We start from the raw sequence: 17,546 nt of genomic DNA, 5'->3' as shown, positions 1-17,546 counted from the left end.
TTCCTATGATAAGTCTAATTACATGAGGAGAGATTAAACCTACGAATCCTATTATACCCAAAAAAGCAGTACATACGGAGACAACAAAGGCACTTGCGAACATACTGGATATACGTAAAAATTTGATTTTCACTCCAAGACTTTTTGCAACTTCATCGCCCCATAGCATTGCGTTAAAATTCCACCTCTGAAAGAAAAAGTAGATGAAACATATAGAAAAAGATAAAAACATCAATTCATTTTCCCTCCACCCTGCCTTTCCAATATCTCCAAAAGTCCAGAAAACTGTAGCTGCTACCTGAAAATCACTGGCAAAATACTGAAGAAACATTGTTGCAGAGCCAAAGAGACTGCTTAATGCAACACCCGCAAGAATTATAGCCTCAGGCGTAATATTCCTTAGAAAAGACAGAGATAGAATAAGTATCACTGTTAAAAGTGCTCCTATGAAAGCTGAAATCACAACAGTATAAAGCTTAAATACAGTAACTGCCTCTGTTCCAAAGCTGTGCGTCTGACCTGCTCCAAGAACAATAATCGCAAAAGCCGCACCAAAGGCAGCTCCTTGAGATACTCCCAAAGTAAAAGGAGATGCAAGGGGATTTCTCAATACATTCTGCATTACTGCTCCAGCTACTCCCAAGGAAGCACCGGCAAGAACTGCTCCTAAGGCTCTCGTAAGCCTAATGTTCCATACAACATAGGAGTTTTCTGTTTCTCTAATAATCGAATCAAATACTTCGCCTACGGATAGTTGAAGAGACCCGACAGAAATAGATATGACTACTGATACTAAAATCAATAAAACAAGAAAAAGACCAAAAATCAATCTTTTGGTTATGGACTTTATGTATTGTCTCTTTAAAGATTTCTCAATTGACTGCAAGCCCTGTTTCTTTAAATTCAACCTTTCTATACCCCTTGAAATTTCTACTCAGGTCATCATAAATATTAATACCTAAAAATTTTCTAAATATCTCTTCTGATTTGGATTTTATGTTTAAATCTCTAAATTTTTCAGGATGAACTGTTTTGCCTATGTAATAGGCATTAGCGAATAGTATTTCAATATTTGTTCGATAAAAATTGTGAGGGAAAACAGTAAATGTTCGTCCTTCTTTAACAGCTTTGAGTTTCTTGTAGAAATCTTTGTTTTTTAAGTAGTCTTCATTAACAAGATTTAAACCTCCTGTGTCAATAAAAATGAAATCAGGATTCCACAAGATAAGGCTTTCTTTATCAATGAAAACATGACCTTTTTTGCCAACTTCATCTGCCACATTGACTACGTTAATCCATTTTAATGGTGGATAGTCCACTTCCGTACTCGTTATGCCATGTGCACCTCTTGCATTTATTGCGCCTATGTAAATCTTCGGTTTAGAAGTATTTTCTGTTCTTCTTCTTAAATCTTCAATGCACTTCTGCATATAACTGTTAAGTTCCTCTGCTCTCTTCTCTCGGTTTAAAATTCTTCCGAGAAAGAAAAATGTGTTCTTAATATCATCTATCTTAAATCCCTCTGTTCCAGCATACTGAATAACTATTACAGGAATGCCAGTTTTATTCTGTATCAATTTAGCACCATCCACCTCAAAAGTAATCACCACATCTGGCTTTACTGCTATAAGTTTTTCAAAATCAGGAAGCTTACCTGGCCCGCCCTCTCCTATTGTTGGTATTTTTTCTACTTTATCTTTAATTGCAAGCCAATATGCCTTTCCCGTTGACGGATTTCCCCGCATAACCCTCTGTTTTTCAACTCCTTCTATGCCAACTACTTTGTCAAAGACTTGAAGATAGACGACATAACGAAGAGAACCAGAGAGAGCTACGATTCTTTCAACCTTTTTAGGTATTAACACCTCTCTTCCAGCCATGTCAGTAATTCTTATCATATCTTTAGCATAGACCTGACTGCTAAGGGTGAGAATTAGAATCAATGAAAAGATAAATCTCTTCACTCTATCCTCCTTTGCTCTTATACTCAATATAAGGCTTTATATCAAGCACGGGTGTTCCATCAAACATATCAAGCCCTCTGACTTTAATCATATTTTCTCTTACTTCTAAGACTTCTAAAACAGAAAGCCCTATTGGATTTGGTCTGTGGGGTGAGCAAGTGCTAAATACTCCTTTTGTCTCATTTAGATGTGGCGGTTTCTGAATAAGTTTTTCAGTAGTAAAAGAAGGAGACTTGTGAAAAACAAAGAGCACTAAAATTTTATCTCCTGCCTTGATATCTCTAAGTCCAAGCTTATATTCGGGCTCAATTACAATCTCCCCCTCTAATTCAGAGACACTCCAATGCCTTGGAACTGTATCGGCCTGTGTTTTTATGTAGCCGATTGGTTTAAATTCATAGGTATGCATTGAGCCTCTCGGTAAATTTTTCAATTTCTATGAAGGCAGCAGAATTATCTGGAATTCTACCTTCAATTGATAGACTGTATACCTCTGGTGAAAATGGTATCAGAGTCGAAATCTCAAGTCCTCTCTTCATAACTGTATCTCTTACTTTATCTTCGAACTCCTTGGGAACTTTGTTTATGATAAGGTAAACTCTCTTTCCCATCTTATTTGCAAGAGAGATTGCTTTCTCAGCTACTTCAATAGAGTCGAGATATGGTTCAGCCACTGCAATGACTGTATCTATTCCCTTTTCAATCCCTCTCCCAAAATGCTCCACACCAGCCTCCGTATCAACAATTATAATTTCATTCCTCTCAAGTGCAATCTTTTCAAGAAACTCTCTACTTATTATTCCCATCGGACATGCACATCCTTCAAGGGGTTCCTTAATCTTGCCAATACTAAGAAGTGAAATATTGCCATCTTTTTTAATGAAATCATGAGGAATATCAGAAATACTAAAAGAACTCTCTTCTATAACACTCATAATTGGTTCTTTTTCGCTTGACTGAAATCTCTTCTTTATGCTTTGCTGGATAGCTTTTTTCCCACCGAGAAAATCCATAAAGGACTCTGGAGGGGCGGAAAAGCCAAAAAGTCTGTAAAGCGTCTGATTACTCTCATCTGTATCCACTACAAGCACATTTTTTCCCTTCTTTGCCATACTTTTTGAAATTCCATATACGATAAAACTCTTACCTACTCCGCCCTTACCGCATACGACTGCTTTTTTCATGCGTAAACCTCCTTAAAAGGCAAATGATATAGAACCTCTCATCGTAAATGGTGCTCCTACTCCATATGTTGTCCCTGAGACCGCATCATCCATTGCATTTATTACAGAGACATATTTTTTGTTAAATATGTTGTCAAACTCTAAAGAAAGCTTTAATGCTTTGAGCATCCCTATTTTCTCTTTGACATAGTTTAATTTTAAATCAAAGACTGCGTAAGACGGAATTTCTTCCTTGTGTTCGCAATCTCCATATCTTTTCCCAATATAACGCATTTGAGGAACAATCTCAAAATCTTTGTATTTAACTAAAAGCCCTGAAACAACCGTCCATTTCGGTACATCAACAACCTGCTTACCATCTGTTGAAAGGGTTGCACCTGAATAGGTTATGTTGCCGTCATAGGTGAGATGATTAAATGTGGGATTAAAGTAAAAGGTAAGCCAGTCAGAGATAAAAACATTTGTGCCAATCTCAAATCCGTATCCCTTTGCTTTACCAATGTTTTGTTGATAATTTACAGGTTTTCCAGAATCAAAAACTCTTGAGTCTGAGACAACTGTAAGAAGATTTTTATGTTTTGATAGAAATAATGTAGGATTTATCTCTATGAAATCTTTGCGAAATCTTAGTCCTATGTCAATATTGTCAGATTGTTCTATGTTGTATCCTTCAAATAAATCATTTAATTTGATACCTTTAGCTTGAAATTTATCTTTTAAACGATTGTAAGTAGTTACAAGGGGCAGATAAGCATAAGGCCTTATGAAGTTTCTTCCATAGCTGATATAAGTATCTATGGTTTCATTAAACGAGTAAGAGACTCCTACGGTATGCAACCATATATCATAAGTTCTTGCTTTTCTGTCAAGGTCAGGTTCTCTTTTCAATGTTGGCACTCCACCTGGATAATCAGTTGTATATCCATCGCTCTGGGAATCTTCAAATCTGAAATATTTGATTCCTGCCTGCCAGTTAAATTTATCAATTGTTCCAGCAAGCTTGAAATATGGGCTGTTTACGTAAGTTGTCCCTGTAGTTGCAAAAACTCCATAACCTAAATATCTTAAACTTCCATCATTTCTTATCCAGTAATTCTCAGTAAATATGTTCATATCTGATGCCTCGTAATGATAGCCCGTTACTGCCTTTGCCAAGTTGAAGTCTATAGATATCTCAGATATCACACCCTTTCTCTCAATATCTCTTGTTCTCTGTTGAACTCCAGGGTTTGTTTGGGGTGAACCATCTATTTTTGAGGTTATTTTTTCATTTCCTTCCCAAATCTTTGCATCCTCTTTTGAGATATAAGGTTTAAAGGTAATCTTAATATTGTCTGTTATCTTAGCAGTGATTGAGGCAAAGAGGTCTCTGTTTTTATGATACTCTCTGTTGAACTCATAGTAAAGATAATCTTTACCTATAAGAGACTCATTATAGTCAAGACGATAATACCTATCAAGGTCTTTTGCCTGAGCATAACTTAAATAACGATATTTGTAATGTTTTATCTCATTAAAATTACCCCATATCTTAAGTTCCACATTTTTTCCAATTGGCTGAACAAGAGTAAGATTAAAATTGTTTCTTGGTCCAACGTCACCAGGACCTTTCCATTTATCCTGTCCTGTATAAGAGTAAGACATGGAAAGTCTTGTATCAACAGGACCTATCTTGCCTGAGTCAAGCCTTAGAAAAGTTCTTTTATACTCAAATGAACCCACTGATTGAGATAGTTTCGCACCAAATTTCTCATCTGCCCATAGAGGTCTAAGCTCGATAGCACCTGCCCTGTTACCAATGCCTGAGCCTAAATCAGCAGGCACTGCACCTTTATAAACAGCGATGCTTTCAAAGTTTTCAAGGTCATAAATATAGGCTCTCGGTCCGATTGGGTTTCCACCATAGTTTGGAATACCCTCTACGGTCATTGCACCAAGATAGCCCCTTACGCCCCTAATTCGGACATTTGTTTGCTCCGTTGCCATATTGTTAGCATCAGAACTTTCAAACACTATGCCTGGTAAAAGAGAAATCGATTCGTAAACATTTATTTTTCCTCTTTCGCCTGAAAGCTCAATTCCTTTTGTTGTAATCTCCGTTCCTGTGTAAACAGTCTCTCCTGTCTGCTTCGTGGGAACTACTATCTTTTCACCTGTTACAACTACCTCTGGCAACCTTGTCTCCTGCTGTTCTGCTAATGCATTATTAAAATCCCAAAAAAGCAAGCCAAGAACAAGAATCACTAAATAAAGCATCTCAACCCCCTCTACAATTCAGTTTTCATGAATTTTATCCTGTCATTCCGAGCCTGCGGAGCAAGCGAGGAATCTCCTCCTTTTTATTAAACTTCGGAAGAGACCCTTCGGGACTAAGTCCCTCAGGATGACATTCACTCCCTTCAGAGAGGTTTGAGACCCTTCATGAGTCCGATTCATAAAAAAAGCCGTGGCTGGGATTCTTCCCTTCCACGGCCTTCATGACCAAGTTTGCCCTTCGTGGGTTAAATAATTAAAGCATAAAAAATTTTTTTATGTCAACCCAACTAAACTGTAACTTAATTTAGAGATTTTAGCATTCTATATCTTCAATCCAAAATTCATTAAATATTCTTTGCGTATATCTAACTAAAGTAAAGATTTTTCATATAGAAATTGCATTATTTTTCTCTTTTCTTTAGCAAGTTCAAAGTTATAAAATTCTGGATACAAAGTTTTTGCAATGAATTTCATTGAGTATATAAATTTTAATGTCCACAAATCAAAGAAAAAAGTATCATCAAACTGATAAATTTTGCCTGACTTAACTGCATTAATTGCTCTATACTGACTGTTATTTCTTATGTCCTCAGGGCTTAATGCCTTAGCATACCACATTATTATCACATCGGGATTTAGCTTGATTAGCTTTTCCATTGTTAAAGTCTGTGACTCTGCCTCAATGTTGCTACATATGTTTATTCCGCCAGCCTTACTTATAATTTCATTTATTATACTTCCTTTGCAGGATGTCTGAAGAAAACTATGCTGAGCCCAACTGAAGAAGACTTTTTTATGATTCTTAATTTTTCTTGCAATCCTATCAATTCCGTCGATTTCCTTCCTTACGTATCCTATCAATTCTTCTGCTCTATCCTTCGCATCAAGCATTAATCCAAAATCTCTTATCTCTTTGAAAATATCATCAATTTTTGTAATGAAAACTCCATAAACAGGAATTCCTAATTTTTCAAATGTTTGAATTGCATCTGTCTGACTTGACCATATGATTATTAAATCTGGTTTAAGCGAAAGAATTTTTTCTATATTTATTGACTCCCAATTACCAACAGCGGGAATTTTCTTTTGTTTTATTCTATCATCTAAGGCGGCATAGTATCTGAAAGTATCACTATAATAAAATCCTTCGCTATAAACATTTGTTGGAATACCAACAACCTTTTTACCTTGCCTTAACATATAAATTCCAGTAAGAGCGCTTTCAATTAGACATACAACTCTTTCTGCTGGTTTATTAAGATGGATAGACTTTCCTCTGAAATCTTGTACTGTAATCTTTGCAAATACTTCACTGGAAGATAAAATGAAAAATAGTGCAAAAGTTAAAATTAATGCATGAGATTTAATTAAGATGGAGCGGACTGAACCGCTCCATTCTCTTAAAAATTTAATTCCCATTTTAACATCGCATTAAATCCAGGGTCTTGAAATTGCCAGGGCATTTCGTATTTTTTATCAAAGAGGTTGTTAATTTCAAGAATTAGATTGGAATAGTATTTATCAGTTCTGAAAAGCTCTTTTTTTATATTTAAGTTAACTGTCGAATAGTCTCCAAAGTCTTTTCTTTTTGTCTTATCAGTGCTATCATAATATTTCCCCACATACTGAAAATAGGGAGATATCGTAAAGCCATAGGGAAGATTTGCTGTAAATCCTGCATTTGCTATGAAATCTGGAACAAAGGAAATTTCACTTCCATCTTGATTTTTATCTAAAGAGTTTTTCACCTCCGTGTCAGTCAAGGTAAGGTTTGAAAACCATTTAAATTTATCACTGATAAAATGTTGAACTTCAAACTCTGCTCCCTTTGTATAAGCTTTCCCTGCGTTTACAGATTGAGTCTGGGATGGAGTGTCGCTTATTTTATTCTCCACTATAGTATCTTTCGTTATGTGGTAAAATCCTCTGAGGCTAAAATACAGATTGCTCAAAGCCCAGAGGTCTGCACCAAGGTCAAAACTGTAACCTTTCTCTGGCTTAAGATTAGGATTGGGTAATTGCCCATTCTTACCAGAGACTCCTCTGTCTGATTCCTTAATAGTTCCACCCACAGATTTTGCAGAAGGAACAAGATAACTTGAGCCTGCATTAGCAAATATTCCAAAATTATCGGTAAAATTATATCTTACACCAGCGCTCCATAGGAGCTGATCCCATGATTTTGAGGAAACTTCAGGTTTCACTCCACCAAGTTTATCATAGTCATGTTTTGTATAGGCGTATCTTAATCCAGCCCTCAAAACCCATTTATCAATAATGAGTTTTTCCTGAGCATATATGCCAAAACTTTTTGCATTAACATCATTATCAATACTCTTGTTACCACCTACTTTAGCATAGGTCTCATATGTTGAAAACTGCGAGTCAATACCTGCTGTAAGAACACTTTTACCAAAATGTTTGTAGTTAATAGATAAATCAAATGGGAAAATATTTTGCTTAACTCCATCTTCCTCACGCAAGCTAAGATCATAGGATTTTGGAGGATCATATTTATCCTCTTCCCAAGAACGATGATAATACCTATATCCAGCTTTTGCACTAAATATGAAATCCTTAAAAAGCGGGGTTGAGAAGTTTAAATTAACAACATCGTACTGATGGTCATAACCTCTGTGAGGTCTACCTGCATCTCCATCGTGTTTAGTATGATGGACAAATAGAGAGAGCTTAGTTTCTGGAGTAAAAAAGTATGTTGTCTTAAAATATCCCTTAATTTTCTTATACTCTGGGTCATCTATCATATTTAGCCATGAAGGCTTTGTTCCATAATTTGTATAGTCAGATTGTTCATAGTTTGCACCAAGGAAAAAGTTGAAGGGACCAGCATTTCCCTCATGGTAAATTCTTGCATTTATCGTATTCCATGTTCCATAACCAAGAGATATATTTGTATAGGGCTTTTCAATTTTGTCCTTTGTTATCAAGTTAGTTATTCCCGCTAAAGGAGTCTCATTTCCAGCAAAATCCATGGTCATATAGTTAGGATATAGAACTGAGGCAGGTCCACGATGAACCTCTATTCTGTCAAGATATATAAAATCAAGACTCATAGGGTCAACAAAAGAATCAATGGGAAGACCATCAAGTAGCCAGCTATTGTATTTAGGACCTAATCCTCCATAGGAGCCCCAATTTGCATCATTACGAGATAGCGGATTTACAAAGTTACCTGGAAGATATTTAATCAACTCGGATAGATTTCTATTAGGAAGATTGATAGTTTCAATTTCTCTTTTGTCAACGATGTCAATCTTATGTGTCTGTTCTTGCGGCAGTTGCTCAATTTTTGACTCTGTTACTGTTATTTCTTTAAGTTTAAAATCCTCATTTTTATCCTGACAGAAGACATAACTTGAAGTAATGAGAATAAATACAATACAAAAAAATATTATCTTTTTCATAACAAGCCTCCATGAAATTTTTGAGATTCTCTAATTTCTACTCCCTTCAGAGAGGTTTGAGACTCTTCATGAGTCCGATTCATAAAAAAGCCGTGGCTGGGATTCTTCCCTTCCACGGCCTTCATGACCAACTTTGCCCTTCGTGGGTTAAATAATTAAAGCATAAAAAAATTTTTTATGTCAATATCTCATTCACCCTTACCGCAGCATTTTTTATACTTTTTTCCGCTTCCGCATGGACATGGGTCATTTCTACCTACTTTATTGGGTCTCTTAATTGGTTCTGCCGGTGAATCACCATCTTTTCTACTGACATAGGGTCTGCGAGACACTGTAAACTGACTTTCCTCTCTTATCTGAATTTTAAACAACCTTGTAAGAATCTCTGAGACAATATTTCGGGACATCTCCTCAAAAAGCTCAAAGGCTTCCTTTTTATACTCCACTAAAGGGTCTTTCTGGGCATAGCCTCTAAGACCAATTCCCTCTTTGATGTGGTCAATACCGAGAAGATGATCCTTCCACTTTGTATCTATTACATGTAGGAAGACCATTTTTTCTATATCTCTCATCAAATTTGAGCCAATTTTTTGCTCTTTAAGTTCATAAGCTTCTCTTAGTTTCTCAAGGATAAGGCTTTTCATCTCATCCTTAGACTTGCCCACTATTTCAACATTTATATCAAATCTGGCGGTTATCTGTTCTTTGAGTTTTATAACTCCCTCTTCTTCTTGAGAGAAATAGAAATCAACGAGCTCGTCAATTTCAATCTCAAGAAGTTCAAAAACTTTATCCTTAAGGGATTCACTTTCAAGAACTTCTCTTCTAAAAGAGTAAATCTCTTTTCTCTGGCTGTTCATTACATCATCGTATTTAAGAAGGTGCTTTCTTATGTCGAAATTGTGGGCCTCTACTCTCTTCTGGGCGTTTTCAATGGCTTTTGACACCATTTTATTTTCAATAGGAGTGTCGTCTTCAATTTTTAGAAACTGCATGAGGCTCTGAAGCCTCTCTCCTCCAAATAGTCTTAAGAGTTCGTCTTCAAGGGAGAGATAAAATCTCGACGAGCCAGGGTCTCCCTGTCTACCTGCTCTACCTCTTAACTGATTATCAATTCTTCGCGATTCATGTCTTTCTGTTCCTATTATGTGTAATCCACCGAGCGAGACTACTTTGTCGTGTTCTTCCCTACAAATTTCTTTTGCTTTATTGAGAGCTTTTTCGAATTCTTCTTCTGTGTATTCCTTGCCAGCAAGCATCTCTCTTGCAAGAAATTCGGGATTGCCTCCAAGAAGAATATCCGTTCCTCTACCAGCCATGTTTGTTGCTATTGTTACTGAGCCAATTCTTCCTGCCTGAGCAATAATCTCTGCTTCTCTATCATGATATTTTGCATTTAGCACATTGTGCGGTATGCCCTTTTTCTTGAGCATTTTGCTTATGAGTTCTGATTTTTCAATTGATGTAGTGCCAACAAGAACGGGTCTGCCTGCTCTATAGCATTCCTCTATTTCCCTTACAACGGCTTCATATTTTGCTTTTTCTGTTTTGTATACAGCATCAGGGTAGTCCTCTCTTATCATTGGTCTGTGAGTAGGAATTACGACCACTTCGAGGTTATATATTTCTGCAAATTCGGAGGCTTCTGTATCAGCCGTTCCTGTCATACCTGAAAGCTTTTTATACATCCTAAAGTAATTCTGGAAGGTTATAGTGGCAAGGGTTTGGTTTTCAGCCTCTATCTTGAGCCCCTCTTTTGCTTCTATTGCCTGATGAAGCCCGTCAGACCATCTTCTTCCGGGAAGAAGTCTTCCGGTGAATTCATCTACGATAACTATTTTGCCGTCTTTGACAACGTAATCTACATCTCTTTTGAAAAAGTAGTGTGCTCTTATTGCTTGATTTATATGGTGGACAACCTCAATATTTGAGGGTTCATAGAGGTTGCCCATTCCAAGAAGTCTCTCTGCTTTCTGCGAACCTTGCTCGGTTAAAACAACATTTTTAAGCTTTTCGTCAAGCTTAAAATCTTCGTCAGGTTTAAGATACTTAACGATTTTATTCACCGCATAGTAAATCTCCGTTGATTCTTCCGAGGGACCTGAGATTATTAGGGGAGTTCTTGCCTCATCAATCAGGATGCTGTCAACTTCATCGACAATGGCGTAGTTGAGTTCTCGCTGACATAGGTCAGCTAGACTATATGTCATATTGTCTCTCAAGTAGTCAAAGCCAAATTCATTGTTTGTTCCGTAAGTTATGTCTGCACCATAGGCTTCCTTTTTACTGCAAGGACGAAGCCTGTCAAATCTCTTATCATTTAACCTGTATTGAGGGTCATAAAGGAAAGAAGCATCATGTTGTATTACTCCTACTGATAGGCCAAGAAAGTGATATAGTGCGCCCATCCACTGAACATCTCTTCTGGCGAGATAGTCGTTGACAGTAACAACATGAACACCCTTGCCTTCAAGAGCGTTCAAATAAGCAGAAAGAGTTGCTACAAGGGTTTTACCTTCACCAGTTTTCATTTCGGCAATTTTTCCTTCGTGAAGAACAATTCCACCGACAAGTTGGACATCAAAATGTCGCATACCAAGTGTTCTCTTTGCTGCCTCTCTTACAACAGCAAAGGCCTCGTTTAGAATCTCCTCTAATGTCTGCCCCTTTGCAAGCCTATCACGGAACTCTTCAGTTTTAGCTCTTAGTTGTTCATTCGAAAGCTTTGAGATTTCATCTTCTAAGGCATTAATCTCATCAACTATCTTGAAATACCTTTTTAGCTCTCTTTCGTTCTTTGTGCCAAAAATTTTTTCAAGTATTTTAACCATATCTGTATGTTAAACCACCGAGTAAGCTTTATTCAAGAAAATATGCATTACTTTATAAATATCTTTCTGAAACGATAAACGGAAAAGACAAATAAAATGCCGCCAATTAAAATTATTCCCAATATGTCATGCCACACATTTTCTATTCCATTACCCTTAAACAGAACACTGTAGCCAAAATCTATGAAATATCTCATAGGTGAAAGGAGGCTAAGGTTTCTCATCACTGCCTGCATTGACTCTGGCGGTGTCCATGCTCCTGAAAGAAAAAGCATAGGAATTAAGATTACAAGCATGAGCATCATCGATTGGGCAAGATTTTTTGCAATTGTTGAGATAACAAGACCCAATGAAGAAATCGTAAAAGCATAAAATAGCATCACCAGATAAAAAAGGAAAATACTTCCCCTTAGAGGCACCCCAAAAACTCCTTTCAATATGCCGTATATTGTTAAAGGTGAAAGTATTGCTACAGAGAGAACAGTAGGTATTATCTTTGCAAAGAATATCTCCCATGTTCTCACCGGCGTGACCAGTAACTGTTCAATTGTTCCCTGTTCTTTCTCCCTTACCATTGCCGCTGCAGTCACTAAAAGACATACCATTGTAATCATATTGAAATACTCAAGCATGCTCATAAACCATGAGCTCAATGTATTAGGATTGAACTCTACAGTTGTTTTTTCTTCGATAACAGGAAGGTTTCTATAAACTGCTGTCAGTCCAAGTTTTTCTCTTTCCAGAACTTCCAGCGCATAACCATAGGTTATTTCTGACACATAGGCAATGGCTACAGTTGCAGAGATTGACATTGTTCCATCAACAATTACCTGTATCTTCGCCTTATTTTCATTAATCTTACGACTAAAATCCGGGGGTATTATTACTGCCATCGATGCTTTTCCGCTGTCGAGCCATTCTGTGAGCTCTTTTTCAGTCTCAATTTGAGAGATGATTTTAAAATAGGGCTTTCGAAACTTGTCAATAATCTCTCTGCTTTCTTTGGTATTATTCATATCGTAAATGATAGTTGGAAAATTTCTAACCTCCATCGTAAAACCACTTCCCGAAGTGTATACGGCTCCTGTAAAAGCCCACAATAGTATAAAAATCAAAGCCTTATCTCTTATAAGATGTGTAATTTCCTTTTTAATTAGCGTTAAAAGCCTCATTATCCCACTCTCTTTTGGAAAGATAAAATTGCCAGAGTGTATACTACTGCTGCATATACAAGAAGTGAAAAAACTTCGAGTAGGAAACCTTCATCGCCTATTCCTTTTAAATACACTCCCCTAACTATGCCCATAAAATAAGAAGCGGGGATTGTTTTACTTATTATCTGAGCAGTTTCAGACATACTTGTCACAGGCGAGAAATATCCTGAATATATAAATGAAGGGATTATTGTTCCGAGAAAAGCTATCAGCATGGCTGTTATCTGAGTTTTCGTAACAATTGATATGAAAACTCCAATTCCAACTGTGCAGAAAAGATAAATAACTGTTGAAAATGTCAAAAAAAGAAAACTTCCTGTAAATTTTGTTTGGAAAAGTCCAACGGTAAGCAAGAAAATTATAAGATAAGTAACAAAGGAAACGGTTACATAAGGAATAGCTTTACCGAAAACAACTTCCCATGCCTTAACAGGACTACAGTATAGATTAAAGATGCTTCCAGACTCTTTCTCTCTTACAACAATTAAAGAGGCAAGCAAGACAGAGTAAAACATTAGAGTAGTAACAAGTTCTCCAGGAAGGATAAAATTTTTACTCTCCAGCGAAGGATTATACCACGCCCTTGTCTCAACTGATAGGGGAAGAGTAATTAATGGCATTCCTCGATTTTTCAAAAAATTCTCTATCAGATTTTGATTAAATTGCATATTTATCGCAGAAACGTATCCTTTCATAACTTCCGCTCTCATCGGAAAAGAACCGTCAATTAATACTTGAACCTCAGCGGGCTTTCCCCCATAGAGCTTTCTTGAAAAATCAGGAGGAATAACCACAACTACCCTTGATTCTCCAGATTTGATAAGTTCCTCTGCTTCTTTGTAAGAAGTAATTAGCTTATGAAATCTAAAATACTCTGAATTAGTAAAAGAGTATCTGTACTCCCTACTCAACTTACTTCTATCAAAATCAATAAAGGAAACGGAGATATTTTTCACATCAAGAATCAATCCATAACCCATGAGAATAATTATTACAACGGGTACTAAAAAGGCAAAGGTTAGATAAAGGGGGTCTCGGAAAAGCTCTCGGAATTCTTTTTTTAAGATAGCTAACAGTCTTCTAAGCATTTTCGCTCTTCCTTATGTAATCAACAAAAGCTTCCTGAAGAGGAATGGTAGTCTTATCAATCTCATAATCTCTTATTCCAGCTTTTTTTAACAACTCGTCTATTTTCATAATTGTCCCATCAGGCTCAAAACTTCTTATGAACACTTTACTACCGTATATGCTTATGTTTTTAAATTCCTTTACGATTAAATCATAAACTTGATGAAAATTTTTACTTTTAAGTTGTATCAGGCTACCCGAAATCGTTTCCGAACCTTTTTTAATCTCTTCTGGTGTGCCTATAGTAATCAACCTTCCGTGATGCATAAGACATAGCCTATCGCAGTTTTCAGCTTCATCCATGTAATGGGTGGAGACAATCACTGTAACACCCTTTTGTCTCGAGAGGTTAAATATTATTCTCCAGAAGTTTTTTCTTGCAATAGGGTCAACGCCGCTTGTAGGTTCATCTAAAAAAATTACAGGTGGCTCGTGAAGTAATGCACACGCAAGAGCTACTCTTTGCCTTATGCCAAGAGGAAGGTCTTTTGTCATTCTCTGTTCAAAACCTTCCAATCCCAGCATTTCAATTATTTCTCTGAAGTTCTTATTCTTTACACTGTAAAGCCCTGCATAAAGCTTCATATTTTCTATTACTTTTAAATCTCTATAGAGAGAAAATCTCTGTGACATGTATCCTATTGTTGACCATACTCTCTTTTTTTCTCTGTGAACATCAAAGCCATTTATAATTATTTTCCCATCAGAAGGTTCAAGGAGTCCGCACATTATTTTGATAAGAGTTGTCTTACCCGCTCCATTCGGGCCAAGAAGACCTAAAATCTCTCCTTTTTTAACATCAAATGTTACAGAATCAACAGCTTTAAATTTACCAAAAACTCTTGTAACGGACTGACATGAGATGGCTATCGAAGTATCGAGATTCTTTGTTTCTTTGGATATGTCTCTAATCTTCAATGTATCGGAAGATGAAAAAGAAATAACTCTTTCTATAAATACCTCTTCAAGATTGCCAAGTTCCTCTGGCCTGCCTTCAAGAAGAATTCTGCCCTCATGCATCAAGGCTATACGATGACATCTCTCTGCTTCATCCATGTAAGAGGTAGTCAGCAAAACAGTGACCTCTCTGTCTCTCACAAGACCATGGATTATACTCCAGAAATCTTGTCTTGAAAGAGGGTCTACTCCTGTTGTCGGTTCATCAAGCAAGATAACATCGGGAAGATGCAGAAGTGTGCAGACTAAAGCAAGCTTCTGCCTCATTCCACCAGAGAGTGCTCTTGCCTGTCTTTTACGAAAGGGCGTAAGTCTTGTCATATCAAGAAGAATTTGTTTGTTTTTCTCAAATAACTCGTCGTCAATAAGCCGTAAACCCTTAAAAAATTCTATATTCTCCTCAATTGAAAGGGAATCATAGAGGTTAAGTCCGAGTCCTTGAGGCATGTAACCTATGATTTTTTTTGTCTTTTCTGGCTCTTTAGAGACATCAATGTTATTTATGAAGGCCTTGCCACTGTCAGGCCTTAGAACACCTGCTAAAGTCTGTATTACCGATGTCTTTCCAGCTCCGTCAGGTCCTATGAGGCCAAAAACTTCACCTTTTTTTACGGAAAAGGAGACTTTCTCTAATGCTTTGATTTTCTTGTAGTTCTTAGTGAGATTTTCGACCTGTATAACGGTGTTTATCGTGGCTTTATCCAAGGGGCTTCATTTTTCCATTTTATTACAACATCTGCAGGCATTCCTGGCTTCAGCAATCCTTCAGAATTCTCTACAGAAACCTCAACACCAAAGACAAGCTTAACTCGTTCCTCTTTTGTCTCGACGTTTTTTGGAGTAAACTCAGCCTGTTCGTAAATCTTGGTAATCTTACCATTAAAATACTTATCTGGATAAGCATCTATATAAACCCTTGCTGGCAAGCCTAACTTAATCTTTCCAAGTTCAGGTTCGGGAATGTAAACTTTAACATAAAGCCTATTGGGGTCAACTATAACATAAAGGGTGCTGCCGAAATTAACAACTTCGCCAATTTCAACAGGTCTGCTCAATATGACACCGCTTATGGGAGAGTAAATTTTTGTCTCCTTTAAGTCTGCCTCAGCCTCTCTGAGCCTCTGCTGGGCAGCCTTGAAACTCGCCTCTGCCTGAACTATGCTTTTAGTAGATGCTTCAACCTCAGCTAATGCCGATTCATACTGAGTTTTGATTCTGTCAAAATCACTTTTTGAAACAAGGTCTTCCCTAAGAAGGCTCAAATATCTCTCATAGTCATTTTTTGCTTTTTTCAGGATAGATTGTGATTTTGCTAAATTTGCCTTTGCCTGCTCAATCATTGAGTAATAGGCCTGAGAATTCTCAACAGCTGCTTTATATCTTGCAACTATCTGTTCTGAATCAATTTCGCAGAGCAACTCGCCCTGCCTAACCTTTTCTCCTTCTTCTTTGTAAACTTTTATTATTCGCCCTTGAACCTTTGGAGATACATTGGTTTCCCTTCCTTCTATTCTTCCACTCAGATAAATCAAACCTTCTGGAGATTTTTCACTTTTAAAAAAGGCAAAATAAATAACTATGAAAACTCCGATTAATGCAGTAAATATAAGCCATCCTTTAGATAATCCTCTAATATGCATAGGAACTATTATAACAAAATCCAGAATTATCAATCCTTTCATATTTTTAAACAGCCTGTTATAATATCTTGTTATGTCTCTACTTAATAAGTTCGCATTATATCTCCGAATGATTAAGATTGAGCACAGTATTTTTGCTCTTCCCTTTGCCTTTGCAAGCGCTCTGCTCGCTGCTCAAGGCATTCCAGAGCTGGATAAAATAGTCTGGATTACCGTAGCAATGGTGACTGCAAGAGCTGCTGCTTTTGGCTTCAACAGAATAATTGACAGGAAGATAGATGCTCTCAATCCAAGAACAGCTAACAGAGAAATTCCCTCTGGAAAAATCAAGCTATGGGAAGCATCTGTTTTTACTTTTCTGTGCATTATCCTCTTTGTATATTCTGCGTGGATGCTTAATCCTCTATGTTTTAAACTATCTCCTATTGCAGTAATGATACTATTCCTTTATTCCTACACTAAAAGATTTACCTGGGCATGTCATTTTGTTTTGGGAATATCTTTGGCGATTGCACCTCTTGGTGCTTGGATAGCAGTAAGAGGAAGCTTTGACTGGGAAATAATTCCGATGGTTATAACTGTTATCTTCTGGCTTGCAGGTTTTGACACACTATATGCCCTTTGGGATGTGGATTTTGACAGAAGATTTGGAATATACTCTATTCCCAAGGTCTTCGGCATCAGAAAAGCAATCAACTTGGCAAGACTTTTCCATCTTCTTGCCTGGAGTTTTCTTCTTATAACGGGTGTGGTTTTCAATTTAAATGTTTTTTACTGGCTTGGAATGGCTGTTACTGCCTTTCTATTCATAAAAGAACACTCTCTTGTGAAACCCAATGACCTTTCAAAACTAAACTTAGCTTTTTTCAATATGAACGGATACATAAGTCTTACTGTTTTTCTCTTCACTTCAATGGCTGTATTGATAAAGGTATAGAATACTCCGG

General features: G+C 36.9%; 13 protein-coding genes (1 of these 13 running past the window's edge). 1 reads left to right on the top strand and 12 read right to left on the bottom strand.

Annotated elements, in window-relative coordinates; translation table 11 throughout:
- The 12 genes from ACZ430_RS10530 to ACZ430_RS10475 all read right to left on the bottom strand — a co-directional run.
- Positions 1-907, bottom strand: the 5' portion of a protein-coding gene (locus ACZ430_RS10530) for a FecCD family ABC transporter permease (protein WP_297212170.1). It extends 176 nt beyond the left edge of the window; 907 of the gene's 1,083 nt are visible here — the first part of the coding sequence; it begins with the start codon at positions 905-907; its stop codon lies beyond the left edge, outside the window.
- Entirely contained in the window at positions 873-1,964 is a 1,092-nt protein-coding gene (locus ACZ430_RS10525; protein WP_297212166.1) for an iron ABC transporter substrate-binding protein, read from the bottom strand. Before ACZ430_RS10525 ends, ACZ430_RS10530 begins: the two co-directional genes overlap by 35 nt.
- Position 1,965: 1 nt before the next feature.
- Entirely contained in the window at positions 1,966-2,373 is a 408-nt protein-coding gene (gene tsaA / locus ACZ430_RS10520; protein ID WP_297212165.1) for a tRNA (N6-threonylcarbamoyladenosine(37)-N6)-methyltransferase TrmO, read from the bottom strand.
- Positions 2,360-3,148: an ATP-binding protein gene (locus ACZ430_RS10515; RefSeq protein WP_297212163.1), complete on the bottom strand. Its 789-nt coding sequence runs from the start codon at positions 3,146-3,148 to the stop codon at positions 2,360-2,362. Before ACZ430_RS10515 ends, tsaA begins: the two co-directional genes overlap by 14 nt.
- Positions 3,149-3,160: 12 nt before the next feature.
- A complete protein-coding gene (locus ACZ430_RS10510; protein ID WP_297212161.1) occupies positions 3,161-5,404 on the bottom strand; it encodes a TonB-dependent receptor in 2,244 nt (747 codons plus the stop codon).
- Between the two features lie 369 nt (positions 5,405-5,773).
- Entirely contained in the window at positions 5,774-6,823 is a 1,050-nt protein-coding gene (locus ACZ430_RS10505) for an ABC transporter substrate-binding protein (RefSeq protein WP_297212158.1), read from the bottom strand.
- On the bottom strand, positions 6,805-8,829 hold the full coding sequence (locus tag ACZ430_RS10500) for a TonB-dependent receptor (protein ID WP_297212156.1): 2,025 nt from the start codon (positions 8,827-8,829) through the stop codon (positions 6,805-6,807). Before ACZ430_RS10500 ends, ACZ430_RS10505 begins: the two co-directional genes overlap by 19 nt.
- 188 nt (positions 8,830-9,017) lie before the next feature.
- Positions 9,018-11,660 carry a preprotein translocase subunit SecA gene (gene secA, locus ACZ430_RS10495; RefSeq protein WP_297212154.1) on the bottom strand — a complete coding sequence of 881 codons (2,643 nt, stop codon included), beginning with the start codon at positions 11,658-11,660 and terminating at the stop codon, positions 9,018-9,020.
- Between the two features lie 47 nt (positions 11,661-11,707).
- On the bottom strand, positions 11,708-12,832 hold the full coding sequence (locus ACZ430_RS10490; RefSeq protein ID WP_297212152.1) for an ABC transporter permease: 1,125 nt from the start codon (positions 12,830-12,832) through the stop codon (positions 11,708-11,710).
- Positions 12,832-13,962, bottom strand: coding sequence for an ABC transporter permease (locus ACZ430_RS10485; RefSeq protein ID WP_297212149.1), 1,131 nt, complete (start codon positions 13,960-13,962; stop codon positions 12,832-12,834). Before ACZ430_RS10485 ends, ACZ430_RS10490 begins: the two co-directional genes overlap by 1 nt.
- The gene (locus ACZ430_RS10480) at positions 13,955-15,664 is read right to left on the bottom strand and encodes an ATP-binding cassette domain-containing protein (protein ID WP_297212146.1); all 1,710 of its coding nucleotides are present in this window, start codon (positions 15,662-15,664) and stop codon (positions 13,955-13,957) included. The genes ACZ430_RS10485 and ACZ430_RS10480 overlap by 8 nt, the downstream gene beginning before the upstream one ends.
- Positions 15,646-16,641, bottom strand: coding sequence for an HlyD family secretion protein (locus ACZ430_RS10475; protein WP_464910592.1), 996 nt, complete (start codon positions 16,639-16,641; stop codon positions 15,646-15,648). Before ACZ430_RS10475 ends, ACZ430_RS10480 begins: the two co-directional genes overlap by 19 nt.
- Before the next feature lie 31 nt (positions 16,642-16,672).
- Between ACZ430_RS10475 and ACZ430_RS10470 the strand changes: the two genes are divergently transcribed.
- Positions 16,673-17,536: a UbiA-like polyprenyltransferase gene (locus ACZ430_RS10470; protein WP_297212141.1), complete on the top strand. Its 864-nt coding sequence runs from the start codon at positions 16,673-16,675 to the stop codon at positions 17,534-17,536.
- Positions 17,537-17,546 lie beyond the last annotated feature (10 nt).

The organism is Thermodesulfovibrio sp. TK500a, from assembly GCF_055381765.1.
This window is presented reverse-complemented; position numbering and strand designations above follow the sequence as displayed.